This window comes from Gibbsiella greigii, assembly GCF_039540155.1.
Lineage (GTDB): Bacteria > Pseudomonadota > Gammaproteobacteria > Enterobacterales > Enterobacteriaceae > Gibbsiella > Gibbsiella quercinecans.
Map to the genome: position 1 here is coordinate 280,344 of NZ_BAABEM010000020.1, position 24,707 is coordinate 305,050.

At 54.8% G+C, this 24,707-nt stretch carries 22 protein-coding genes; 2 read left to right on the forward strand and 20 right to left on the reverse strand.

Annotated elements, in window-relative coordinates; all coding sequences use genetic code 11:
- Positions 1–51: 51 nt before the first annotated feature.
- The 20 genes from pstA to ravA all read right to left on the reverse strand — a co-directional run bounded on the left by pstA (position 52) and on the right by ravA (position 21,954).
- The gene (pstA, locus tag AC559G_RS14265) at positions 52–942 is read right to left on the reverse strand and encodes a phosphate ABC transporter permease PstA (RefSeq protein WP_438597622.1); all 891 of its coding nucleotides are present in this window, start codon (positions 940–942) and stop codon (positions 52–54) included.
- Between the two features lies 1 nt (position 943).
- Positions 944–1,900 (reverse strand): phosphate ABC transporter permease PstC, encoded by a 957-nt coding sequence (gene pstC / locus AC559G_RS14270; RefSeq protein ID WP_279025868.1) that lies wholly within the window; start codon positions 1,898–1,900, stop codon positions 944–946.
- A 79-nt stretch (positions 1,901–1,979) separates the two neighbouring features.
- Entirely contained in the window at positions 1,980–3,020 is a 1,041-nt protein-coding gene (gene pstS, locus AC559G_RS14275; RefSeq protein WP_416261307.1) for a phosphate ABC transporter substrate-binding protein PstS, read from the reverse strand.
- Between the two features lie 347 nt (positions 3,021–3,367).
- On the reverse strand, positions 3,368–5,197 hold the full coding sequence (gene glmS / locus AC559G_RS14280; protein ID WP_498912951.1) for a glutamine--fructose-6-phosphate aminotransferase: 1,830 nt from the start codon (positions 5,195–5,197) through the stop codon (positions 3,368–3,370).
- Positions 5,198–5,629: 432 nt separating this feature from the next.
- The gene (glmU, locus tag AC559G_RS14285) at positions 5,630–7,000 is read right to left on the reverse strand and encodes a bifunctional UDP-N-acetylglucosamine diphosphorylase/glucosamine-1-phosphate N-acetyltransferase GlmU (protein ID WP_498912952.1); all 1,371 of its coding nucleotides are present in this window, start codon (positions 6,998–7,000) and stop codon (positions 5,630–5,632) included.
- A gap of 292 nt (positions 7,001–7,292) precedes the next feature.
- Positions 7,293–7,712, reverse strand: a complete 420-nt coding sequence (locus tag AC559G_RS14290) for a F0F1 ATP synthase subunit epsilon (RefSeq protein ID WP_095846508.1) — start codon at positions 7,710–7,712, stop codon at positions 7,293–7,295.
- Positions 7,713–7,732: 20 nt separating this feature from the next.
- Positions 7,733–9,115: a F0F1 ATP synthase subunit beta gene (gene atpD, locus AC559G_RS14295; protein ID WP_279025875.1), complete on the reverse strand. Its 1,383-nt coding sequence runs from the start codon at positions 9,113–9,115 to the stop codon at positions 7,733–7,735.
- Between the two features lie 33 nt (positions 9,116–9,148).
- On the reverse strand, positions 9,149–10,012 hold the full coding sequence (gene atpG, locus AC559G_RS14300) for a F0F1 ATP synthase subunit gamma (RefSeq protein ID WP_095846510.1): 864 nt from the start codon (positions 10,010–10,012) through the stop codon (positions 9,149–9,151).
- A gap of 57 nt (positions 10,013–10,069) precedes the next feature.
- Positions 10,070–11,611: a F0F1 ATP synthase subunit alpha gene (atpA, locus tag AC559G_RS14305; protein ID WP_279025877.1), complete on the reverse strand. Its 1,542-nt coding sequence runs from the start codon at positions 11,609–11,611 to the stop codon at positions 10,070–10,072.
- A 12-nt stretch (positions 11,612–11,623) separates the two neighbouring features.
- Positions 11,624–12,157 carry a F0F1 ATP synthase subunit delta gene (gene atpH, locus AC559G_RS14310; RefSeq protein WP_438597107.1) on the reverse strand — a complete coding sequence of 178 codons (534 nt, stop codon included), beginning with the start codon at positions 12,155–12,157 and terminating at the stop codon, positions 11,624–11,626.
- 14 nt (positions 12,158–12,171) lie between these two features.
- A complete protein-coding gene (gene atpF / locus AC559G_RS14315; protein WP_095846513.1) occupies positions 12,172–12,642 on the reverse strand; it encodes a F0F1 ATP synthase subunit B in 471 nt (156 codons plus the stop codon).
- 59 nt (positions 12,643–12,701) lie between these two features.
- On the reverse strand, positions 12,702–12,941 hold the full coding sequence (gene atpE, locus AC559G_RS14320) for a F0F1 ATP synthase subunit C (protein ID WP_004093904.1): 240 nt from the start codon (positions 12,939–12,941) through the stop codon (positions 12,702–12,704).
- A gap of 53 nt (positions 12,942–12,994) precedes the next feature.
- Positions 12,995–13,771: a F0F1 ATP synthase subunit A gene (gene atpB / locus AC559G_RS14325; RefSeq protein ID WP_438597108.1), complete on the reverse strand. Its 777-nt coding sequence runs from the start codon at positions 13,769–13,771 to the stop codon at positions 12,995–12,997.
- A gap of 22 nt (positions 13,772–13,793) precedes the next feature.
- On the reverse strand, positions 13,794–14,177 hold the full coding sequence (gene atpI / locus AC559G_RS14330; RefSeq protein WP_438597109.1) for a F0F1 ATP synthase subunit I: 384 nt from the start codon (positions 14,175–14,177) through the stop codon (positions 13,794–13,796).
- Positions 14,178–14,817: 640 nt separating this feature from the next.
- The gene (gene rsmG / locus AC559G_RS14335) at positions 14,818–15,438 is read right to left on the reverse strand and encodes a 16S rRNA (guanine(527)-N(7))-methyltransferase RsmG (protein ID WP_438597110.1); all 621 of its coding nucleotides are present in this window, start codon (positions 15,436–15,438) and stop codon (positions 14,818–14,820) included.
- A gap of 124 nt (positions 15,439–15,562) precedes the next feature.
- Entirely contained in the window at positions 15,563–17,452 is a 1,890-nt protein-coding gene (gene mnmG / locus AC559G_RS14340; protein WP_498912953.1) for a tRNA uridine-5-carboxymethylaminomethyl(34) synthesis enzyme MnmG, read from the reverse strand.
- 382 nt (positions 17,453–17,834) lie between these two features.
- Complete coding sequence (gene mioC, locus AC559G_RS14345) at positions 17,835–18,275, reverse strand: FMN-binding protein MioC (RefSeq protein ID WP_498912954.1); 441 nt, start codon at positions 18,273–18,275, stop codon at positions 17,835–17,837.
- 97 nt (positions 18,276–18,372) lie between these two features.
- Positions 18,373–18,834, reverse strand: coding sequence for a transcriptional regulator AsnC (asnC, locus tag AC559G_RS14350; protein ID WP_438598849.1), 462 nt, complete (start codon positions 18,832–18,834; stop codon positions 18,373–18,375).
- Positions 18,835–18,979: 145 nt separating this feature from the next.
- Entirely contained in the window at positions 18,980–20,443 is a 1,464-nt protein-coding gene (gene viaA / locus AC559G_RS14355; RefSeq protein ID WP_498912955.1) for an ATPase RavA stimulator ViaA, read from the reverse strand.
- A 2-nt stretch (positions 20,444–20,445) separates the two neighbouring features.
- Positions 20,446–21,954 carry an ATPase RavA gene (gene ravA / locus AC559G_RS14360; protein WP_498912956.1) on the reverse strand — a complete coding sequence of 503 codons (1,509 nt, stop codon included), beginning with the start codon at positions 21,952–21,954 and terminating at the stop codon, positions 20,446–20,448.
- 288 nt (positions 21,955–22,242) lie between these two features.
- On the opposite strand from ravA, the gene kup reads away from it, so the two are divergent.
- Positions 22,243–24,111, forward strand: a complete 1,869-nt coding sequence (kup, locus tag AC559G_RS14365; protein WP_498912957.1) for a low affinity potassium transporter Kup — start codon at positions 22,243–22,245, stop codon at positions 24,109–24,111.
- Between the two features lie 173 nt (positions 24,112–24,284).
- Positions 24,285–24,704, forward strand: a complete 420-nt coding sequence (gene rbsD / locus AC559G_RS14370; protein ID WP_498912958.1) for a D-ribose pyranase — start codon at positions 24,285–24,287, stop codon at positions 24,702–24,704.
- The last annotated feature ends 3 nt before the right edge of the window (positions 24,705–24,707 follow it).

Here is a 24,707-nt window from a genome sequence, read left to right on the forward strand (position 1 = left end):
CATCAAGACTTCTCTCTATGCACAGCGCCGCAGCGAGCAGCGCTAAATTATTTATGATTGCTTTTTCTTGGCAAAAATCACACGCGCCAGGATGTTCAGTAGCAGCACGCACAGGGTTATCAGCAGCACGCCAGCCCAGGCCAACTGTTGCCACTCGGCAAACGGGCTCATGGCGAATTTGAAGATGGTCACCGGCAGGTTGGCGATCGGCTGCATAAGATCGGTGCTCCAGAACTGGTTCGACAGCGAGGTGAACAACAGCGGGGCGGTTTCGCCGGCAATACGCGCAATGGCCAGCAGCACACCGGTGATAATGCCGGAAACCGATGCCTTCAGCGTGATGGCGGAAATCATGCGCCATTTCGGCGTACCCAATGCATAGGCGGCTTCACGCAGCGTGTCCGGCACCAATTTGAGCATGTTTTCCGTGGTGCGAATCACGATCGGCACCTGCAACAGCGCCAATGCAATGATCCCCGCCCAGCCGGAGAAGTGCTCCATCTTGGCGACAACGATGGTGTAGACGAACAGGCCAACGACGATCGATGGCGCCGACAGCAGAATGTCGTTGATAAAGCGGATAATCTCCGCCAGCCATGACTTGCGCCCGTATTCCGCCAGATAGATACCGGCCATAATACCCAGCGGCGTACCAAAGATGGTGGCCCACAGGATCAGCAGGCCGCTACCGGCGATGGCGTTAGCCAGCCCGCCACCGGCGGTGTTTGGCGGTGGCGTCATTTCGGTGAACAGCGCCAGCGACATACCGTCAATCCCTTTGGTGACGGTAGAAATCAGGATCCACACCAGCCAGAACAGGCCGAAGGCCATCGTCGCCATAGACAGCGTCAGCGCAATACGGTTTTTCTGGCGGCGCCAGACCTGCATCTTGCGGCGCGTTTCCGCCAGCGCGACTTCGTTTTGCATATCCATTGTCGCCATCTTAGCGGCCCTCATTCTTAGCCAGGCGCATAATCATCAGCTTAGACAGCGCGAGCACAATAAAGGTGATAACAAACAGAATCAGCCCCAGTTCCATCAACGCTGCGGTGTGCAGCCCGGATTCCGCTTCGGCGAATTCGTTGGCCAACGCCGAGGTGATGCTGTTACCCGGCATGTACAGCGAAATGCTGTCGAGCTGGTAGGTGTTGCCGATAATGAAGGTCACCGCCATGGTTTCCCCCAACGCGCGCCCCAGGCCCAGCATAATGCCGCCGATCACACCGTTTTTGGTGAACGGCAGCACGATGCGCCACATCACCTCCCAGGTGGTGCAGCCGATGCCGTAAGCCGATTCCTTCATCATCACCGGCGTTTGTTCAAACACGTCGCGCATGACCGCCGCAATGTACGGAATGATCATGATGGCCAGGATCACCCCGGCGGCCAGGATACCGATACCAAAAGCCGGGCCGGCAAACAGCGCGCCGACGAACGGAATGCCGGAGAGCACGTCGCCCACCGGCGTTTGGAAGTATTGAGCGAACAGCGGCGCAAACACGAACAGGCCCCACATACCGTAGACGATGCTCGGTATCGCGGCCAGCAGTTCAATGGCAACGCCGAGCGGGCGCCGCAGCCAGTTTGGCGCCAGCTCAGTCAGAAACAGCGCGATACCGAAGCTCACCGGCACCGCAATGATCAGGGCGATCAACGAGGTCACCAGCGTGCCGTAGATCGGCACCAGCGCACCGAACTGTTCGGCAGGCGCATCCCACTCTTTGGTCCACAAAAAGGCGAAGCCGAATTTTTGAATGCTCGGCCAGGAGGCAAAGATCAGTGAGACGATAATGCCGCCCAGCAGCAATAGAGTTATCAGCGCTGCCAGCCGTACCAGCACGCTGAAAATAACATCACCATTTTTACCTGGTGGTTTGATGGTCGGCTTATACCCAGCCATAAATTACTCTCAGTTTATTACCAGACAGGCCCGGCTGACGCCGGGGCCTTTTTATCGCAGAGGATGCGCCGCCCTTTACTTAGTACAGAGCTTTACCTGAACTGTCTTTAATATTGGTCTTCCATGCGGCACGTACCTGCTCAACAACTTCATTCGGCAGTGTAGCGTAATCCAGCGCATTCGCCTGTTCGCCGCCGGACTTGTAGGCCCAGTCGAAGAACTTCAGCACTTCAGCGCCCTGTTCAGGTTTCTTCTGTTCCTTGTGGATCAGGATGAAGGTGGTGGAGGTGATTGGCCAAGCGTCGTCGCCAGGTTGGTTGGTCAGGTCCTGCGCAAAAGATTTGCTCCAGTCCACGCCTTTCGCCGCGGCGCTGAAGGAGTTTTCCGTTGGGCTAACCGCTTTACCGTCGGCAGAAATCAGCTTGGTATAAGCCAGGTTGTTCTGTTTTGCATAGGCGTATTCAACGTAGCCGATAGAACCCGGCAGGCGCTGAACGAAGGCGGCGATGCCGTCATTGCCTTTACCGCCCAGGCCGGTTGGCCAGTTAACGGTGGAGCCTGCACCGATTTTTTCTTTCCACTGCGCGTTCACTTTAGCCAGATAGCTGGTGAACACGAAGGAGGTACCGGAACCGTCAGCGCGGCGAACAACGGCAATGTTCTGATCCGGTAGTTTCACGCCCGGGTTCAGCTTAACCAGCGCCGGATCGTTCCACTTTTTAATGTTGCCCAGGTAGATATCGCCCAGCGTTTTGCCATCCAGCGTCAGTTCGCCGGATTTGATGCCTGGGATATTCACCGCCAGCACGACGCCGCCAATAACGGTCGGGAACTGGAACAGGCCATCGGCCGCCAGCTTATCATCAGCCAGCGGCGCATCAGAGGCACCAAAATCAACGGTGTTGGCAAGAATCTGCTTTACACCGCCAGAGGAGCCAATCCCCTGATAGTTGATTTTGTTACCGGTTTCTTTCTGATAAGAATCTGCCCACTTGGCATACACCGGCGCGGGGAATGTCGCACCTGCACCGGTCAGGCTTGCGGCAGCGAATGCGGAAACAGAGGCCAGAGAAAAAGTCGCGGCCACAATACTGGCGACGGTGGTACGCATCAGTTTCATAATCCCTCCTAATGGGATATTTAAATCGATCCGAGATCGTTTTAATCAGAGTAAGTATTGCTGCAGGAGGGAAAATAGGACAATTCAGTGACAGTAAAATGTAGGAAATATGACAGTTATGTGACAGCGGCATCAAAAAATGAACAAGTATATAAATATCAATAAATTAAATAATTACCGATGCCAACGCGGCGGGGATTTAATCGCTTTCTCGCCGGGAAATAGCCCCTTTTTTACTCAGGAAAGTCATCATCTTGTCATATTTAAACCGCCCAAAAGCGGGCTGGCAAGGCAGAAAAATGCCCGCATGAGCGCGGGCATGAGACTATTTTACCTACCTGCCGCTGTTATTCCACGGTAACCGACTTGGCCAGGTTACGCGGCTGGTCGACATCCGTGCCTTTGATCAACGCCACATAATATGACAGCAACTGCAACGGCACGGTGTAGAAGATCGGAGCGACGATATCTTCAACGTGCGGCAATGGAACGATGGTCATCCCCTCGCTGCTGACGAAGCCAGCATCTTGATCGGCAAAGACATAAAGCTGGCCGCCGCGCGCGCGCACCTCTTCGATGTTGGATTTCAATTTTTCCAGCAGTTCGTTGTTTGGCGCCACCACGATCACCGGCATATCGGCGTCAATCAGCGCCAGCGGGCCGTGCTTAAGCTCACCGGCCGCGTAAGCTTCTGCATGGATATAGGAGATCTCTTTCAGCTTCAGCGCCCCTTCCATCGCGATGGGGTACTGATCGCCGCGGCCAAGGAATAGCGCATGGTGCTTGTCGGAAAAACCTTCCGCCAGCGCTTCAATGCGTTTTTCCAGCGACAGCATTTGCTCAATGCGCGCCGGCAACGCCTGCAGGCCGTGCACAATCTCATGCTCAACGCGTTCTTCCATGCCGTTCAGCCGTCCCAGGCGCGCCACCAGCATCAATAGCACCGTCAATTGGGTGGTAAAGGCTTTGGTGGAGGCCACGCCGATTTCCGTGCCCGCCTTGGTCATCAGCGCCAGATCGGACTCGCGCACCAGCGAAGAGCTGGCTACGTTGCAAATCGCCAAAGATCCAAGATAACCCAGCTCTTTAGCCAGGCGCAGCGCCGCCAATGTATCGGCGGTTTCACCGGACTGCGACAGCGTGATAATCAGGCTGCCAGGGCGCACGGCGGATTTGCGGTAGCGGAATTCGGAAGCGATTTCGACATCACAAGGGATGCCCGCCAGCGATTCGAACCAGTAACGCGCTACCATTGCCGAATGGTAAGACGTGCCGCAGGCGACGATCTGCACATGCTGAACCTTCGCCAGCAAGGTATCGGCATGCGGGCCCAATTCGCTCAGATCAATCTGCCCATGGCTAAAACGGCCTTCCAGGGTGTTTTTCAGCGCCATCGGCTGCTCGAAAATTTCTTTCTGCATATAATGGCGATAGGCGCCTTTATCACCGGCGTCGTACTGCACTTTGGATTCAATTTCCGGGCGTTCGACAGGGTTACCCTGTTTATCCAGGATTTTAACCGTGCGGCGGGTCACTTCAGCCAGATCGCCCTCTTCCAGGAAGATAAAGCGGCGGGTAACCGGCAGCAGCGCCAGCTGGTCGGAAGCAATAAAGTTTTCACCCACGCCGCGGCCAATCACCAGCGGGCTGCCGGAGCGTGCGGCCACCAGCACATTGGGATCGCGGCTATCCATCACCACGGTGCCATAGGCGCCACGCAGTTGAGCGATCGTACGCTGCACTACTTCCAGCAATGTGCCGCCGTGCTGTTGCTCCCAGTGTACCAAATGGGCGATAACCTCGGTGTCGGTTTCAGACGCAAAACGGTACCCGCGGCCGATCAGCTTTTCACGCAGCGGCTCGTAGTTTTCGATGATGCCGTTATGCACCACCACAATATGATCGGAGATATGAGGGTGAGCGTTGGCTTCTGTCGGTTCGCCGTGCGTTGCCCAACGGGTATGGGCTATGCCGGTGCCGCCGTGCAGCGGGTGTTGCTCCGCGGCTTCAGCCAGCTTATGCACCTTACCAACCCGGCGTAAGCGGTTAAGGTGGCCTTCGTTATCAACCACTGCCAGACCGGCAGAGTCGTAACCACGATATTCCAGGCGGCGTAAACCTTCTAACAAGATTTCTGCTATATCACGTTGCGCTACTGCGCCTACAATTCCACACATCAGCTGTATTCCTAATTAAACGCCTTTCAGGGCGCTTTCGATGTCCTGACCTGATTTTTTGCCGGCTTTACCGTGCATCCCCGAGCCCTGTAGATGGTGGGGTTATTATGTTTTGCCCTGCGCTTTGCGCCAAAACGCAGGGCAAAACAGTGATGGGGCCGGCCCCTCACCCCAGCCCTCTCCCACAGGGAGAGGGAGCCTCTCGTGCCAAACATCAGCATGCTGCCTTGTAGAGAGAAAGCAATGCAAAAACAGACGCTTTTGCTACAGCTTCCCTCGTACATTCCCTCTCCCTGTGGGAGAGGGAGCCTCTCGAGCTAAACATCAGCATGCTGTCTCGTAGAGAGAAAGCTATGCAAAAACAGACGCTTTTGCTACAGCTTTCCCTGTACGTCCCCTCTCCCGCTGGGAGAGGGTTAGGGTGAGGGAAAACTACTTTTTCTTCACCGGGCGTTGCCAGCCGGGGATATGCACCTGCTTGACCCGGCTGATAACCAGCTCACCCGCGCCGATATTGCGGGTGACCGTGGTACCGGCGCCGATGGTGGCTCCGTCCGCAACGGCGACAGGCGCCACCAGCTGCGTGTCAGACCCAACAAACACATTATCGCCAATAATGGTTTTGTGCTTGTTGGCGCCATCGTAGTTACAGGTGATGGTCCCGGCACCAATATTCACATCCGCGCCAATCTCCGCATCCCCCAGATAGGTCAGATGGCCGGCTTTGGAACCCTTGCCCAGGCGGGCCTTTTTCATTTCCACGAAGTTGCCGACGTGGGCGCCCTGGCCCAGCTCTGCGCCTGGGCGCAGGCGAGCAAACGGCCCGACGGTGCATTCCGCTGCCAGCACCGCGTCTTCCAGCACGCTGTATGGGCTGATTTCACAATCGTCGCCGATCACGCAGTTTTTCAACACGCAGCCGGCGCCGATTTTCACCCGGTTGCCCAACTGAACCTGGCCTTCAATAATCACATTGGCATCAATAGACACATCACGACCATGATCCAGCTCACCGCGTAAATCAAAACGCGCGGGATCAAGCAGCGTCACCCCCGCCAGCAGCAACTTTTCAGACTGTTCCGACTGGTAGGCGCGCTCCAGGCGGGCCAACTGCTGGCGATTATTCACCCCTTCAACTTCACTCAAGCGTGAAGGGTGCACCGCTTCAATTTTCCGGCCTTCGTGATGAGCCAGCGCGATGATATCGGTAATGTAGTATTCGCCCTGGGCGTTATCGTTGGTCAATTGTCCCAGCCAGCGCTTGAGATCGCGGCCATTGGCCACCAGAATGCCGGTGTTGATTTCGTTGATGCGACGCTGCTCATCGCTGGCGTCTTTATGCTCAACGATCCCCACCACCTCACCGCCTTCACGCACAATACGGCCATAGCCGTTTGGATCGTCCAGTTTTACCGTCAGCAGACCGATGCCGCCCTGCGGCTTGGCCGCCAGCAGGCGCGTAAGCGTATCCACTGAAATCAACGGCACGTCACCGTACAGCATCAACACGTCTTCATCATCGGCAAAATGCGGCGCCGCCTGCTGCATCGCATGGCCCGTCCCCAGTTGCTCTGCTTGTAGAACCCAGTTCAGCGCCCCGTCCTGCAGCGTGCTTTTCAGCAGATCGCCGCCATGCCCATAAACCAGATGGAGGTTATTCGCACCGAGTTTCATCGCGGCATCAATGACATGCTGAACCATTGGCTTGCCCGCCAGTGGGTGCAACACTTTAGGGAGATCGGAATACATGCGTGTCCCCTTGCCCGCGGCAAGGATCACCACACTCATTGCGCTGTTCGACATAAGCAATCTGTTAACTCCATTTTGATAAACGAAAGTAAAACCGTTTAAAGATAAAAATACTACATATTTCTCGGCGCGAAGCCGGCGCAAACCGCATGGCTCTAGGCGCCAGCGTGCTGGCCTATTCGGCGAAAACACAGAAAAACCCGCGCACGATGGCAAATTTTCTCACCCGTTTTATCGGGGATAAACGCGAATTTCCCACGCGCCAATACACTTATTTTAAATAAAAAAAAAAGCGACCACAGGGGCCGCTTTCTTAATTTCAGACACTGCACGCAGCGCCCGACTGTTACATCGCTTTTTTGGTGAGCTCGATAACGCGCAGTTTTGCGATCGCCTTCGCCAGTTCAGCGGATGCCTGAGCATAGTCGACATCGCCATGAGAGGTGCGGATGTGCTCTTCAGCTCGGCGCTTCGCTTCCAGCGCTCTCGCTTCGTCGAGATCCTCCCCACGGATGGCGGTGTCGGACAGCACGGTCACAGCGTTCGGCTGTACCTCAAGGATACCGCCAGACAGATAGATGAACTCTTCTTCACCATGCTGTTTAACTATACGCACCATGCCAGGCTTGATGGCAGTCAGCAGCGGCGCATGCCCCGGATAAATACCCAGTTCGCCTTCGCTGCCTGTCACCTGGATCTTTTGCACCAGGCCGGAAAATAGCTGTTTTTCCGCACTGACGACATCCAGATGGTAAGTCATAGCCATATCACCCTCCTCTCAAGGCGTTACAGTTTCTTGGCTTTTTCCACTGCTTCTTCAATGGTGCCAACCATGTAGAACGCCTGCTCCGGCAGGTGATCGTAGTCACCGTCCATAATGCCTTTAAAGCCACGAATGGTGTCTTTCAGCGATACGAACTTGCCTGGAGAGCCGGTGAAAACTTCTGCCACGAAGAACGGCTGGGACAGGAAGCGCTGGATTTTACGCGCACGGGATACCACCAGCTTGTCGTCTTCCGACAGCTCGTCCATACCCAGAATGGCGATAATGTCCTTCAGCTCCTGATAGCGTTGCAGAATAGACTGCACGCCACGCGCAACGTCGTAGTGTTCCTGGCCAACCACCAGCGGATCCAATTGACGGCTGGTGGAATCCAGCGGGTCAACGGCCGGGTAGATCCCCAGGGACGCGATGTTACGGCTCAGTACCACGGTAGCATCCAAGTGCGCAAAGGTGGTGGCTGGCGACGGGTCAGTCAAGTCATCCGCGGGCACGTAAACGGCCTGTACGGAGGTGATGGAACCGGTCTTGGTGGAGGTGATACGTTCCTGCAGAACGCCCATCTCTTCCGCCAGCGTTGGCTGATAACCTACCGCAGAAGGCATACGGCCCAACAGTGCGGATACTTCCGTACCGGCCAGGGTATAACGGTAGATGTTATCGATAAACAGTAGTACGTCGCGGCCTTCATCACGGAATTTTTCCGCAATGGTCAAGCCGGTCAGCGCAACGCGCAGACGGTTACCCGGTGGCTCGTTCATCTGACCATACACCAGGGAAACCTTGTCCAGTACGTTGGATTCGGTCATTTCGTGATAGAAGTCGTTACCTTCACGAGTACGTTCGCCCACGCCCGCAAACACGGAGTAACCGGAGTGTTCGATCGCGATGTTACGGATCAGCTCCATCATGTTTACGGTTTTACCCACACCCGCACCGCCGAACAGACCAACTTTACCGCCCTTCGCGAACGGACAAATCAGGTCCATCACCTTGATACCGGTTTCCAGCAGTTCCTGGGAGTTGGACAACTCTTCGTAGGTTGGCGCCGCGCGGTGAATCGCCCAGCTCTCTTCTTCGCCGATGTCGCCCTTCATGTCGATGGGTTGCCCCAACACGTTCATGATACGACCCAGCGTAGCCTTACCAACCGGAACTTCGATCGGGTGCTGCAGATCGGTCACTTTCAGACCGCGACGCAGACCATCGGAAGTCCCCATGGCGATACAGCGCACAACGCCGCCGCCCAACTGTTGCTGAACTTCCAGCACCAGTTTTTCATTACCGTTTTCTACCTCAAGGGCGTCGTACACGTTTGGTACGGCATCCTGAGGGAACTCGACGTCCACCACGGCGCCGATTACCTGGATAATCTTTCCAGTAGCCATCTTGAATCCTCTACGTAATTCGTAAACCGAGCCTTAAACCGCGGAGGCCCCCGAGACGATCTCGGTGAGTTCCTGAGTGATGCTGGCCTGACGCGCCTTGTTGTAAACCAACTGCAGCTCTTTGATCAGGCTACCGCCGTTATCGGTTGCGGCTTTCATCGCGACCATTCGTGCGGCCTGCTCGCTGGCCAGGTTTTCCACGACGCCCTGATAAACTTGCGATTCCACATAACGGCGCAGCAAGGTATCAAGCAGCACCTTGGGATCGGGTTCATACAGGTAATCCCAGGATTTTTTCTTCAGCTCAGCGTCATCGGCTGGCGGCAACGGCAGCAGCTGAAGCACCTGCGGCACCTGGGACATCGTATTAATGAATTTATTGCTGACGATGTACAGCTTGTCCAAACGGCCTTCATCATAGGCCTGCAGCATCACTTTTACCGGCCCGATCAGATCAGACAGGGAAGGGTTATCCCCCATGCCGGTGACCTGGGCAACCACGTTGCCGCCTACGGAGCCAAAGAAAGAAGCCGCTTTAGAGCCAATCAGCGCCAAATCAACTTCGATGCCTTTTTCGGACCAGCCTTTCATCTCTGCCAGCAGCTTCTTGAACAGGTTGATGTTCAAGCCGCCGCAGAGACCACGGTCAGTAGACACCACTAGATACCCAACGCGCTTGACGTCACGCTCTTCCAGGTACGGGTGCTTATATTCCAGATTCCCTAACGCAAGGTGACCAATCACGTTGCGCATGGTCTCTGCATAAGGACGGCTGGCCGCCATGCGTTCCTGAGACTTACGCATTTTGGAGGCGGCGACCATTTCCATCGCTTTAGTGATCTTCTGCGTGTTTTGCACGCTTGCGATCTTACTACGTATCTCTTTTGCGCCGGCCATCTCTGCTTCTCCTCATTGCCAGCGGCCTGCCGTCTTTCAACTGCAGGCCGCTGCGCGTTACCAGGACTGGGTTTTCTTGAAGGTTTCGAGGAGGTTTTTCAACTTGCCCTCGATCTCATCACTGTAGGCGCCAGTTTGGTTGATTTGGTTCAGCAGTTCGGCATGCTCACGGTCGGCGTAAGCTACCAGCGCGGCTTCAAAGCTCACCACTTTGGCAACTTCAACGTCTTCCAGATAACCACGCTCGGCGGCAAACAGCACCAGAGACTGTTGCGCTACGGACATCGGCGCATACTGTTTCTGTTTCAGCAGCTCGGTCACTTTCTGGCCGTGGCTCAGCTGTTTGCGGGTCGCATCATCCAGATCGGATGCGAACTGGGAGAACGCCGCCAATTCACGATACTGCGCCAACGCGGTACGAATACCCCCGGACAGCTTTTTCATGATCTTGGTCTGCGCGGCACCACCCACACGGGATACGGAGATACCCGGGTTAACTGCCGGACGAATACCGGAGTTGAACAGGTTGGATTCCAGGAAGATCTGGCCATCGGTAATCGAAATTACGTTGGTCGGAACGAACGCGGAAACGTCACCCGCCTGGGTTTCAATGATCGGCAGTGCGGTCAGAGAACCCGTTTGCCCTTTCACTTCACCCTTGGTGAAGGTTTCAACGTATTCGGCGTTAACACGCGCAGCACGCTCCAGCAAACGAGAGTGGAGGTAGAATACGTCGCCAGGGTAAGCTTCACGGCCTGGTGGACGACGAAGCAGCAGGGAAATCTGGCGGTAGGCAACGGCCTGTTTGGACAGGTCATCGTACACAATCAGCGCGTCTTCACCGCGATCGCGGAAGTATTCGCCCATTGCGCAGCCGGCGTACGGCGCCAGGTATTGCAGCGCGGCAGATTCGGACGCCGTAGCCACCACCACGATGGTGTTGGCCAGCGCGCCGTGTTCTTCCAGTTTGCGCACCACGTTAGCAATGGTGGACGCTTTCTGGCCAATAGCCACGTAAACGCATTTAATGCCGGAATCACGCTGGTTGATGATAGCGTCGATCGCCAGCGCGGTTTTACCGGTCTGACGGTCGCCGATGATCAGCTCACGCTGGCCACGGCCGATTGGGATCATGGCGTCAACGGATTTGTAACCGGTCTGAACCGGCTGATCAACGGACTGACGCTCGATAACGCCCGGCGCGATGGTTTCAACCGGAGAGAAGCCGTCGTGTTCAACCGGGCCTTTGCCGTCAATCGGCGCGCCCAGGGTGTTAACCACGCGGCCCAGCAGGCCACGGCCAACCGGCACTTCCAGAATACGGCCGGTACATTTCACCTTCAGGCCTTCGGCCAGGTCCGCGTACGGCCCCATAACCACGGCACCGACAGAGTCGCGCTCCAGGTTCAATGCGATTGCATAGCGGTTGCCTGGCAGTGCGATCATTTCGCCCTGCATAACATCGGCCAGACCGTGTATGCGGATGATCCCGTCACTGACGGAAACGATAGTACCTTCATTGTGAGCTTCGCTCACTACATTGAACTGAGCAATGCGCTGCTTGATCAGTTCGCTGATTTCGGTGGAATTCAGTTGCATGCTCCAGTCCCCTTAAGACTGCAAGACGTCTGCCAGGCGTTCAAGACGACCGCGAACGCTGCCATCAATCACCATGTCGCCTGCGCGAATAATCACGCCGGCCAGTACAGACTTATCAATTTTGCAATTCAGCTTAACTTTGCGTGACAGACGTTTTTCCATCGCAGCGGCGATTTTTGCCTGCTGTTCGTCACTCAGTGCGCTCGCAGAGAGCACCTCAACTTCGACGGTGGACTCCATGGCGGCGCGCAATTCGACAAACTCCTGCAGCACCGCGGGAAGAACCAATAAACGCCCATTTTCAGCCATCACCTGGATGAAGTTCTGGCCATATTCGTCGAGCGCATCGCCACAAATCGAAACGAACGTTTTTGACAGCGTCTCTGGCGCCATTGCGCCAGAGAGCAATTCGGCAATCTGCTCGTTACGGGTGACTTCCGCAGCGAACGCCAGCATTTCCTGCCAGCGGTCGATGCTTTTATGCTCGACGGCAAAGTCAAAAGCTGCTTTGGCGTAGGGGCGAGCTACAGTAACAAATTCAGACATCAGCCCCTCCCTCCTTACAGTTCAGCGACCAGTTTATCAACGATGTCGCTGTTAGCAGCTTCATCCACGGAACGTTCGATGATCTTCTCGGCGCCGGCGATAGCCAGCATCGCGACTTGCTTACGCAACTCTTCACGAGCGCGTTTACGTTCGGCTTCGATCTCAGCCTGAGCCTGCGCCACGATTTTGTTACGTTCCTGCTCGGCTTCGGCTTTCGCCTCGTCCATGATCTGAGCCTTACGTTTATTCGCTTGCTCGATGATCACCTGAGCTTCAGCTTTCGCCGCTTTCAGCTGGTCGGTCACATTGGCTTGCGCTAAGTCCAAGTCTTTTTTGGCACGTTCTGCGGAAGCAAGACCATCAGCAATTTCTTTCTGACGCTTCTCGATGGCAGCCATAATTGGCGGCCATACGTACTTCATGCAGAACCAGACAAACAGAACGAACGCAATGGCCTGGCCGAGGATTGTTGCGTTAATATTCACAGCACAATGCCTCTTTAAAAGTTAAATAGTACGGTTGCAATGCAGAATGTTCTTCTGCGTTACGCGACGGCGAACATCACGTACAGACCCAGACCAACGGCGATCATTGGGATTGCGTCAACCAGACCCATAACGATAAAGAACTGTGTACGCAGCAGAGGAATCAGGTCAGGCTGGCGAGCCGCGCCTTCCAAGAATTTACCACCCAGGATGCCGATACCGATCGCAGCACCGATTGCCGCCAAGCCCATCATCACAGCGGCAGCCATGTACAGCAGATCCATACTCAGGTTTTCCATGACAGTCTCCAGTTTGTTTCAGTTAAAAAGTGCTAGTAGTGTTGTTGGAAAAATCAGTGCTCTTCAGACGCCATCGACAGATAGACAATCGTCAGAACCATGAAAATAAAGGCCTGAAGCGTAATGATCAGGATGTGGAAGATAGCCCAAGGCAAGCTCAGGACCCACTGTGACCACCACGGCAACAGACCGGCAATCAGGATGAAGATCAACTCACCCGCATACATGTTGCCAAACAGTCGCAGACCGAGTGAAACCGGTTTGGACAGCAGGCTGACACCTTCAAGAATCAGGTTGATAGGAATAAATACAGGGTGGTTGAACGGCTGCATGGTTAACTCTTTGACGAACCCACCAACGCCTTTCATTTTGATGCTATAGAACAGAATCAGGATAAATACGCCCAACGCCATCGACAGCGTGATGTTCACGTCGGCGGTAGGCACTACGCGCAAATATGGCAGCCCGACGAGGCGCCCAGCGGTCGGCAGGAAATCAACCGGGATCAGATCCATCAGGTTCATCAGGAACACCCAGACGAACACGGTCAGCGCCAACGGAGCAATCACCTTGCTTTTGCCGTGGTACATATCGCGCACGCTGCTGTCGACAAAACCAACGACCAGTTCAACGGCGGTTTGCAACTTGCCCGGAACGCCGCTGGTTGCGTTTTTCGCCACTCTGCGGAATATCGCCAGGAAGATAACCCCGAGGACAACAGAGAAAAACATCGAATCGATGTTGAGCGACCAGAACCCCGTCCCGACCTGAAGCTGCGTCAGGTGGTGACCGATATACTCCTGTGGAGTCAAGACTTCTCCTGCAGACATGATGCCTCTTACCCTTATTTAGTTAAGTTCGGTAACTGTTAATCACGGCCGGTGCCACTATCTGCACAACTAACACCGCTAAATAGGTCAGGCCAAGTGGCACAAACGCCGCCTTGAACACCCCAAGCGCCACGATCAGCAAAACGATGGTGATCACGACCTTCAGCCCCTCGCCAATGGCAAACGACCAGGCAACCCTGCCAGGCGCTGGTGTTTGCGCTTGGTGGCGCAAGGCAAACAGCATAAACATTGCACTCGGTAACCAGGCAGCGAGGCCGCCGGCCAGCGCAGAACCGCTCCATGCCAGACTCTTGAGGCCAAAAACAGCGCTGATAAGAACAAAAGTCATTAGCTGCGCCAGCAGCAATTTGCGTGCGACTTTCCCACTGTAAAGGGATACAGACATGACGTTTGTTCTCTCCGTACCCCAGTCGGGGTATGCTGAGTGACGTAATAAAACTGCCTTTGCTATCCTGAGTCAAGCAGCAAAAAACGAGGAAATTATACGGGGCACACCAACGAATTCAATCGATAAGTAGCGAAAAGGTGAACAATTATTTAAATTCCCCGGTTTCCTGCTATTTTTACAAGAAATAAGTCGGAATAATACCACGCTTTTATTTGCCCATTTATTCTCGCAGAGAGGCTAGAAACGTGGCGCCGATCACAATAATGGCATTCCCTCATTTATAGCCCACCGCGCCATCGTCCGTCTTTAGCTAATTGAGCGATCAAAAAATATTATAAATCAAAATATTACAGGTTAACTGTTCGAAAACAATCCTTATACCCGCCAAAAACCTTTTATTGACATTCCACCAAGGTTTATAGCAACAGCCAATTAACATTCAGAATAAAGCCAACGACGGCGCAGATGGTTACGTGCGTGACTATTTACACTTGCAATCGGCTATTATCGCCAATCGGCGGCTATTTTTGTGTTAAAAAAAAGTAAAATAACTAAAAAAAGACGCCTTTAATTAGCCTGCTTACTTTTACCGACTAAATAATCGATTAATTCATGCTAGTTTGATCAAAAGCAAAACTCAGTTGGCTTTCAGCACCACCAGATGGCGTTCACCTTCCAGCTCCGGCACCTGTAAACGCACTACCGTTTCCAGGCTAATGCCGGCAGGCAACTGCGCCAATTCGTCTTCAGGGCGCTGCCCTTTCAGCGCGTAAAAACGCCCGTGGCCCTTGGCGGGCAGGTGGCTACACCACGCGAGCATGTCTTGCAGCGACGCGAAGGCGCGGCTGATCACCCCATCAAACGGCGGCTCTGGCGGGTATTCCTCTACGCGGCTCTGTACTGGCTCCACGTTCTTCAGCCCCAGCTCATGCTGCACCTGGCGCAGAAAGCGCACGCGTTTGCCCAAGCTGTCGAGCAAGGTGAAATGCGCGTCAGGGCGCACGATAGCCAGCGGGATCCCCGGCAAGCCCGGCCCGGTGCCGACGTCGATAAAGCGTGAGCCCTGGAGATACGGGTTCACCACGATGCTGTCGAGAATGTGGCGCACCAACATCTGTTGCGGATCGCGCACTGAAGTCAGGTTATAGGCCTTGTTCCACTTGTCCAGCATGCCGACGTAGCCGAGCAGCTGCTGTTTTTGCTGATCGGGGAGCACAATGCCGGCCGCTAACAGCAGCGAATCTAATTTCTTTTGCACAACGGGGTCCTCTGCCTGGCGCTGGCCGCGCCGTTAACGCGGGCAGGCTGATAAAGGCGACTATGATAATTCAGGCTGCAGGGGATGTCAGCGGCTAGCCACTAAAGCCGGCCGCGAACAAGGCTTATGCGCTGCGGCGCAGCAGCCCTTGTTTTTTCAGCCACACCAACAGGATGGAAATGGCGGCCGGGGTAACGCCGGAAATACGCGAAGCCTGGCCGATCGAGTTGGGTTTGTGATCGTTGAGTTTGGCGATCACTTCATTGGACAGGCCGGAAACCTGGCGGTAATCGAGATCCAATGGCAGCACCGTATTCTCGTTGCGCAGTTGCTTTTCGATCTCATCCTGCTGCCGGGCGATATAGCCTTCGTATTTTACCTGGATCTCTACCTGCTCCGCGGCCTTGCTATCCGTCAACGCCGGCGCGAAAGCGGCAATCGCCGTCAGGGCAGCGTAATCCATTTCCGGCCGGCGCAGCAGATCTTCGCCGTTGACCTCGCGCGATAGCGGCGCTTTCAGCAGTGCATTCACCTGCGCAATATTTTCCGCATGCGGGTGCGCCCAGATATCACGCAGGCGCTGGCGTTCCTGCTCAATACGCTCCACTTTTTCGCTATAGCGCGCCCAGCGAACATCGTCCACCAAGCCCAATTGCCGGCCTTTTTCCGTCAGGCGCAGATCGGCGTTGTCTTCACGCAGCATCAGGCGGTATTCCGCCCGTGAGGTGAACATGCGGTACGGCTCTTTGGTGCCCAGGGTGCTGAGATCGTCCACCAGCACGCCAAGATAAGCCTCGGAACGCGCGGGTGCCCAGCCTTCCTCGTCCGCGGCAAAGCGGCCGGCATTCAGGCCAGCCAGCAGCCCTTGCGCGGCGGCTTCTTCGTAGCCGGTGGTGCCGTTAATCTGGCCGGCGAAGAACAACCCCTGGATAAATTTGCTTTCCAGGGTCGGCTTCAGATCTCGCGGATCGAAGAAGTCATATTCAATGGCATAGCCTGGCCGCACGATACGGGCGTTTTGCATCCCTTCCATCGAACGGACGATTTGCATCTGGACGTCGAACGGCAGGCTGGTGGAAATGCCATTCGGGTAAATTTCATTGCTGGTCAGCCCTTCCGGCTCCAGGAAAATCTGGTGCGCGTTACGATCGGCAAAGCGCATGACTTTGTCTTCGATCGACGGGCAGTAACGCGGGCCGATCCCTTCGATGATCCCGGCGTACATCGGGCTGCGATCGAGGTTATTGCGGATCACCTCATGCGTTTTCTCATTGGTGTGCGTGATGTAGCACGGCATTTGCTTCGGATGCTGGCTGGCACAACCCAGGAATGAGAATACCGGCGTTGGAGTGTCGCCATGTTGTTGCACCAGCACGCTGAAATCGATAGTGCGTGCGTCGATGCGCGGCGGAGTGCCGGTTTTTAATCTGTTAACACGCAGCGGAAGTTCCCGCAGGCGGCGAGAAAGCGCGATCGAAGGCGGATCCCCTGCGCGGCCGCCGCTGTAGTTTTCCAGCCCGATGTGGATCTTGCCGTCCAGGAAGGTGCCAACGGTCAGTACAACCGCCTTGGCGCGGAATTTCAGCCCCATTTGGGTTACGGCGCCGACGACACGATCGTTTTCCACGATCAGATCTTCCACCGCCTGTTGGAAGATCATCAGGTTCGGTTGGTTCTCAAGGGCGGTACGCACGGCCTGGCGATACAGCACCCGATCGGCTTGAGCGCGGGTAGCCCGTACCGCTGGGCCTTTGCTGCCGTTTAGTATCCTAAACTGGATGCCGGCATGATCGATCGCCGTTGCCATCAGGCCGCCGAGCGCATCAATTTCTTTAACCAGATGCCCTTTGCCAATGCCGCCAATCGCCGGGTTGCAAGACATTTGCCCAAGCGTGTCGATATTGTGTGTCAATAATAAGGTTTGACGCCCCATGCGCGCAGCAGCCATTGCTGCTTCGGTGCCTGCATGGCCGCCACCGATGATAATGACGTCAAAATGATCTGGATAAAACATGGAACTCACCTCGGAGTACGTGCGAACGATCGTTATTTGCCCTGGGGACGGGGATTCTACTCAAGTTTAGACAACCCGCCAAGTGGCCAGGATCGTCCGGTAATTAAAAGAAGATCTTTTTTATTTAAAGATCTCTTTATTAGATCTCTTATTAGGATCGCGATCCACTGTGGATAAGTGCATATTCATGACAAATATCAGTAGATTAATGAGGATCGTTAGCTGTGAATGACCGGTGATCCCATCACGAATAAGCTGGGATCTAAAACGGTTGTTATGCACAGGACAAAAAGCATACAGCAGTTGTTATTTGGATAACTACCGCTTATACGCCGCTTTCAAGCAGAGTTATCCACAACTGATCGTGTGATCTTTATGCGAATTAGAGCAAATTAATCCAGTTTTTGATCCATTCTGCTGCCGGATCCTCGGGAATCTCGTGCTTGGTGATGTCGATCTCAAGACGATCGCCGATCCTTTTCGCACCCAATGCGGTAAATTTATCGTCGATCAGTTTGATCGCGCCACAAAAGGTGTCGTATTCGGAACTGCCCAAGCCGATAGCGCCAAATTGCACCCTTGAGAGATCAGGTTGCTGCTCTTCTATCTGTTCCAACAGCGGTTGTAGGTTATCCGGCAGTTCACCCGCGCCGTGCGTCGAGCTCACCACCAACCAGCGGCCAGACAATGTCAGTTCATCCAGTTCAGGGCCATGCAGCATTTCGGTAGAAAAGCCGGCTTCTTCCAGTTTTTCTGCCAGATGTTCGGCCACATATTCAGCGCTACCCAGCGTGCTGCCACTGATCAGGGTTATGTCTACCATGAATGAATGATCCCAGCGATTCGAAAAGAGGCTGCATTGTACGCTGTGAATCGGCTGGGATCTACCTGTGGATAATAGGGGTATAGAAAATCATCCGCTACGGGGTGATGGTACGCATAATGGGGTTTTGCAACGAGATCAGCGTTTCCGTTGACTGGATCTCATCAATGGTTTGGATCTTGTTGATAAGTACCAATTGCAGCGCATCGATCGAACGGCACATCACCTTGATGAAGACGCTGTAATGCCCGGTGGTATAATAGGCTTCCACCACTTCTTCCAGGCTTTCCAGCTTTTTCAGCGCGGAAGGGTAATCCTTGGCGCTTTTTAAAATGATGCCGATAAAACAGCACACATCGTAACCGAGTTTTTTGGGGTTCACGTCGACGCGGGTGCCGGAAATGATGCCCGCCAGCTTCATTTTCTCTACCCGAACATGGATGGTGCCTGGGCTGACGGCAAACGCTTTAGCCAGTTCCGCATAGGGGGTGCGTGCATTTTCCATTAGAGCGTTGAGAATGCCGCGATCGAGATTATCGATCTGATAAGTTTCCGCCATGCTGTTTCTCTTTATTGATGAATATTGAATTGATCGGGTTTTAAGATGGAATAGAGAATAGCGAATAGCAACTTCCGTTAGCGAAAATTGAGTGCTGGCGGCACGTTTTTGCGCAACGGTGAATGGTTGGAGTGTGAGGAAAGCCTTAGCGCTGCCAACGGCGCAGCAGGCGGCTTTTCAGGCTGGTATCAAAGCGCCAGATGTGATCAAAGATCCGCATTATGCCCGGTTTGCCATAGGCCGACATCGCCACCGCGTGGAAACGCTGCTGGTGGCTTTGCTGCTGGCGCTTGACCTTGTTAATGGTTTCGTCAGGCAGGCGTTGAGCGATGAAATCGGAAATAATCACTGCATCGGCGTCAACCCAACCGCTTTCGGCCATTTTATCCACGCAGGCGTTCAGGCAGGCGGCCAGATCGGTGCCGCCGCGAAAATGCTGGCCGAGGAAGCGCACGGCTTGTTCGATGCCGCTGGCGGCGGTGAGTTCATAATGGACGATCTGGTTGGCGAACAGCATGATGTAGCAGCGCCGATTATCCGCCAGCGCCACGCGCAACAGCGCCAGACAGAACGCTTTGGCGCACTGCTCGTTAAACTCGCCCATAGAGCCCGAGGTATCAACGCAGACAATAAAAGGCCCGCGCGGTTGCCGATCCTGCTGTTGGTGGATCACTGGCCGCATCACGGTTTTTTCGTGCCAGGCATCGCCCTGCAGGCGATAGCTCAGCAGCTGTTTTTCCAGCAGGCGGCGGTAAAATTCAAACTCCAGTTCTTCAACCCCCAGCATCGCCAGCTCGGGGGGAAGCAAACGCAGGATGTCGTCGCTTTGATGAATACCGTTAACTTCTTCCGGCAGGGTGGCCGGCATACGCACTAGGCTGCGAAACGGTTCCAACTGGGCATCAGGCTGCGGTACGCTTTTCGCCTCGTAGCTGCGGCCCAGTTGCTGCGCGAGCTTTTTCAGCTCCGGCTGCGTTTGCAGAAACTGGCCATATTCCACCAGCCGCTGATAATCGCCGCGCTGTAGTTTGCCTTTACTCATGTCCCACAGCCGCCCGGCCGCGGTGTCGTTTTCGGCCAGGATCGGCTCCAGCGAGCCGCTGAGCGCCAGGCGTTCCTGCAGCTCCGCCATCAGTTGTTCCCGCTCCTGCTCCAGCAACTGATGATGCAGCAGCGTGGCCTGTAATGTCAGGCTTATACGCCAGCGTTGCAGGAATAGCGTCTGAAAGCTGTCATCAAGCGGATGATTGGGCAAATCCGCGGCGTCGACCAGCCGGCGGGCCTGCTCATAAAAAGGAGAAACCAACTGCTGCAGCAGATCCAGCGTGTCGTTCAGGTTTTGGTAAAACTGGCTATTGCTTTCCAACTGGCATTGCTGATAACGATAAAACTCCTGCGCCAGCGCCGGTGGCACCATCGCCTGATGGAGCCGCTCTTTTAACCGCAGTTTCCATTGCGGCAGATCGCGATCCAGCGCCCGCCGCATCGCCGGGAACTTCTTGAAAAACACCGCGAGCTGCGGCAATGCCAACATAGCGACGATCGTGTCTTCGATCAGTTCGCCTTCGGCTATCGCCAGCAACAGATCGAGCGTTTCCAGATTGAGCATGTTTAGCGGCCGTGCATCTGTTGTTGCAGCTGTTTAAGTTGTTCCGCCACCTGCAACAGGCTGGATTCAATTTTGGCCAGGCCTTCCGCCGGGGTAAACAGGCATGGTTGATGCTGGCTGAATAAGCGCCGCTGTTCCGCCAGCCGCAGTGCCAGGGTATCCAGCTCCTCCTGCAGTTCCGGCGGCGTGCTGCCGCTTGGGCCGCCCGGCAGGGCGAGCAGCGCCGGCTGGCGGCTGACGTCCAGTACGCACAGATACTGTTGGTTATCCACCAGCAGATCGATTTGTTGCGCAAAACCGATGCCGTTCAGCTTGGCGCGCACCTCACCGCCCTTTTGCAACCAGTTTTCCAGGGCGCTGTTTTCTATACTCAGGTGGGTCACCTGTATGTCGTGCAGCTTTAATGGCGTTTGCAGCAGCAGGGTTTGAGTGGTGCCACTGAGCGCTTCTTTCAACGCATACTGCGGCCGGCGGCTGAACATGCCGCTTTTTTTCTCCAGTTGGATTGCCCTGCGTTCGCTTTGCTGCTGCTGGTGCTGCATCCAGCGGGTATGCAACTGCTGTAGTTGCAGTAAGTGGGCCTGCTGTTGATACGCCAGTTCGGCCAGCACCTGATCCACCTGTTGCTGCAGGAGTTTCAGCGAAGCCAGATCGTGCCACAGGCAATCTTTGAGCAGCATCAGATCGATAGGCGCAATACTATCCCGGCCGCTGAAGAAGGCGCAGGCTTGCAGCAGACGTAGCGCTTTTTTCCAACGGCGATCGGAAATATAGGGCGCTTGTTCCAGGGCATCCAGCCGCTGGCGCAGTTGGAAAATCAATTCGAAGCAGTGTTCCGGCAGCGCCACCCGATCAATCTGCCCTTGCCATTGCTGGAACTCTTGGTCGCTGATGCTCAACGCCTGCGGCACCGGGTTGTCGTGGTCGTTTTGGCGGTTGGTCAACAATGCGCGGAAGTTCTGCTTATCTTGCACCTTATCCAGCCACAGGCGAATCAGCATACGATCGTACAGCGCTTCCAGGCTGTTATCGGCTTCCGGCAACTCGTTGGACGCGGCGATCAGCAGGCGCAGGGGGATCGGTTCCTCACTATTGCCATTGCGGAAGCGGCGCTCATTGATGGCGGTTAACAGGGTGTTGAGGATTGCTGGGCCGGCCTTCCAGATTTCATCCAGGAAGACAATCTCCGCCTCCGGCAGATAGCCGGCAGTCAGGCGCTGATAGCGCCCTTCGTCCTTTAGCGCCTGAATGGATAGCGGGCCGAACACTTCTTCCGGGGTGGAGAAGCGCGTCATCAGATATTCAAATGAACGCGCGTTGCGAAAGGCAAACTTCAGGCGGCGGGCTATCAGGCTTTTGGCGATGCCCGGCGGGCCAAGCAAAAATACGCTCTCGCCGCTTAGCGCGGCCAACAGGCACAGGCGGATTGCTTCCTGCCGTTCATACAGGCCGCTTTCCAGCGCATTGCTGAGACGGGAAATGCGTTCTGCCAAATGTGATGAAGAGACCATAGATTTATCGTATTGTCCGTTAGTTGACCAAACTTACTTAAGCGACTAATACTAAAACAGTACCGTTTTTAATGATATAGATTATTGATTAGTAATAAATTTCTTTGGATTAATTTATATCGAGCGTGTCTTTTTGCCTTTTTGGCGGGTCTATTAAAGAGTAGGCAAGTAGTAGAATTCGTGCATACTGTGCGCTTTTTAGTGGGCGTAACGGATCTTGGAGCCCGCATCTATTGGATCGATACAGGGTGTATCGGCTAAGGGATGTACTCACAAAAGAAACGAATTATGAGCACAGAAAACAAGCAATCATTATCCGCGGTCACGTTGGCTGCCATCGGGGTGGTGTTCGGTGATATTGGTACCAGTCCTCTTTATACGCTGAGAGAGTGTTTTTCCGGCCATTATGGCTTTGAGGTTCGCCCGGACGTCGTTTTTGGCTTCCTCTCCCTCATTTTCTGGATGTTGGTGATCATTGTTTCGCTGAAGTACCTCACTTATGTGATGCGAGCAGACAACGCCGGGGAAGGGGGTATTCTCACATTAATGTCGTTGGCCGGGCGTAATACGTCGGCGCGCGCTACCTCGATATTGGTGATTTTGGGCCTGATCGGCGGCAGTTTTTTCTATGGCGAGGTGGTGATTACCCCGGCCATTTCGGTGATGTCGGCGATTGAGGGGCTGGAAATTGCCGCGCCTTCATTGGACACCTATATTGTCCCGCTCTCAATACTGGTGCTGACGCTGCTGTTTGCAATCCAAAAGCACGGTACCGGCAGCGTCGGCAAACTGTTTGCCCCGGTGATGCTGATTTGGTTCTTTTCCCTGGCGGTGCTGGGCATTCGCAGCATCATCGCCAACCCTGAAGTGTTGCAGGCGCTGAATCCTAAGTGGGCGCTGAACTTCTTCCTTGAATACCAAAAGCTGTCCTTCTTTGCTCTGGGGGCGGTGGTGCTGTCGATCACCGGTGTTGAAGCGCTGTATGCCGATATGGGGCATTTCGGGAAATTCCCTATCCGCCTGGCGTGGTTTTCACTGGTGTTGCCTTCACTGGTGCTAAATTACTTCGGCCAGGGGGCGCTGTTGCTGAAAAACCCCGAAGCGATTAAAAACCCCTTCTTCTTGCTGGCACCGGACTGGGCCTTAATTCCATTGCTGATTCTCGCAACCCTGGCGACAGTCATCGCCTCACAGGCGGTGATTTCCGGGGTGTTTTCGTTGACTCGCCAGGCGGTTCGTCTGGGGTATCTGTCGCCGATGCGCATTATCCATACCTCAGAGATGGAGTCTGGCCAGATCTACATTCCGGCGATTAACTGGCTGCTGTATATCGCGGTGGTGCTGGTGATCGCCAGTTTTGAACGCTCCAGCAATCTGGCTGCGGCTTACGGTATCGCCGTTACCGGTACCATGGTGTTAACCAGCATTCTGGTGACCTCTGTGGCGATTAAAAACTGGCACTGGAAACGTTTTCTGGCGATCGGCATTCTGGTGATCCTGCTATGTATCGATGTACCGATGTTTACCGCCAATGCCTTGAAGCTATTCTCTGGCGGCTGGCTGCCGCTGACGTTGGGCCTGGTGATGTTCATCATCATGACCACTTGGAAGAGCGAGCGTTTCCGCCTACTGCGCCGCATGCATGAGCACGGTAATTCCCTGGAGGCGATGATCGCCTCGCTGGAGAAATCGCCGCCGGTACGCGTCTCGGGCACTGCGGTGTTTATGTCGCGTGCGACGACGGCCATTCCTTTCGCCCTCTTGCATAACCTCAAGCACAATAAAGTGTTGCATGAACGGGTGGTGCTGCTGACGTTGCGTACTGAAGACGCGCCTTACGTGCACAATGTGCGCCGTGTGACCATTGAGCAGCTTTCGCCTACCTTCTGGCGGGTGGTGGCCAGCTACGGTTGGCGTGAAACGCCAAACGTTGAGGAGATTTTCCACCGCTGCGGGCTGGAAGGGTTGCCGTGCCGGATGATGGAAACCTCGTTCTTTATGTCCCACGAATCACTGCTGTTGGCCAAGCGCCCCTGGTATTTGCTACTGCGCGGCAAATTGTTCATTGCGCTTAGCCGTAACGCCCTGCGGGCCGCCGATCAGTTCGAAATCCCGCCAAACCGCGTTATCGAGCTGGGCACCCAGATCGAAATCTAGCTGTCATCTTGCCGGGGCCCAGCATTCGCTGGGCCCTTTTCATCATCGCTTCGATTGAACAGCGAAACGTTTCGATAGCGATCACAATTTTGCATCATTTCTGTTGCCTCATGTTGGTTTTTTTTTAAACTCCCCTCACCAGCGAAACGTTTCGCCAGTAAGCAGAGGAAAACATGAAAAAGGGTGCGTTATTGAATGCTGAAGTCTCTGCGGTGGTATCTCGTCTTGGCCATACCGATCAGCTCACGATTGGCGATGCGGGTTTACCGATCCCGGCAGCAACGCCGCGTATCGATCTGGCCCTGACCCAGGGGATCCCTTCATTCTTACAGGTTTTTGCTGCCGTTACGCAGGAGATGCAGGTGGAAAGCGTGATTCTGGCGGAGGAAATCGTGAAGCAAAACCCGCCGTTGCATGAAGCGTTGCTGGCGCAGTTGGTTGTGCTTGGCCAGAGCCAGGGGAATACCGTTAGCGTGCGTTATATCAGCCATGCGGAATTCAAAACGCAAACGGCCTACAGCCGGGCGGTGATCCGCAGCGGAGAGTGTTCCCCCTATGCCAATGTGATCCTGTGTGCCGGCGTAACTTTTTGAGGC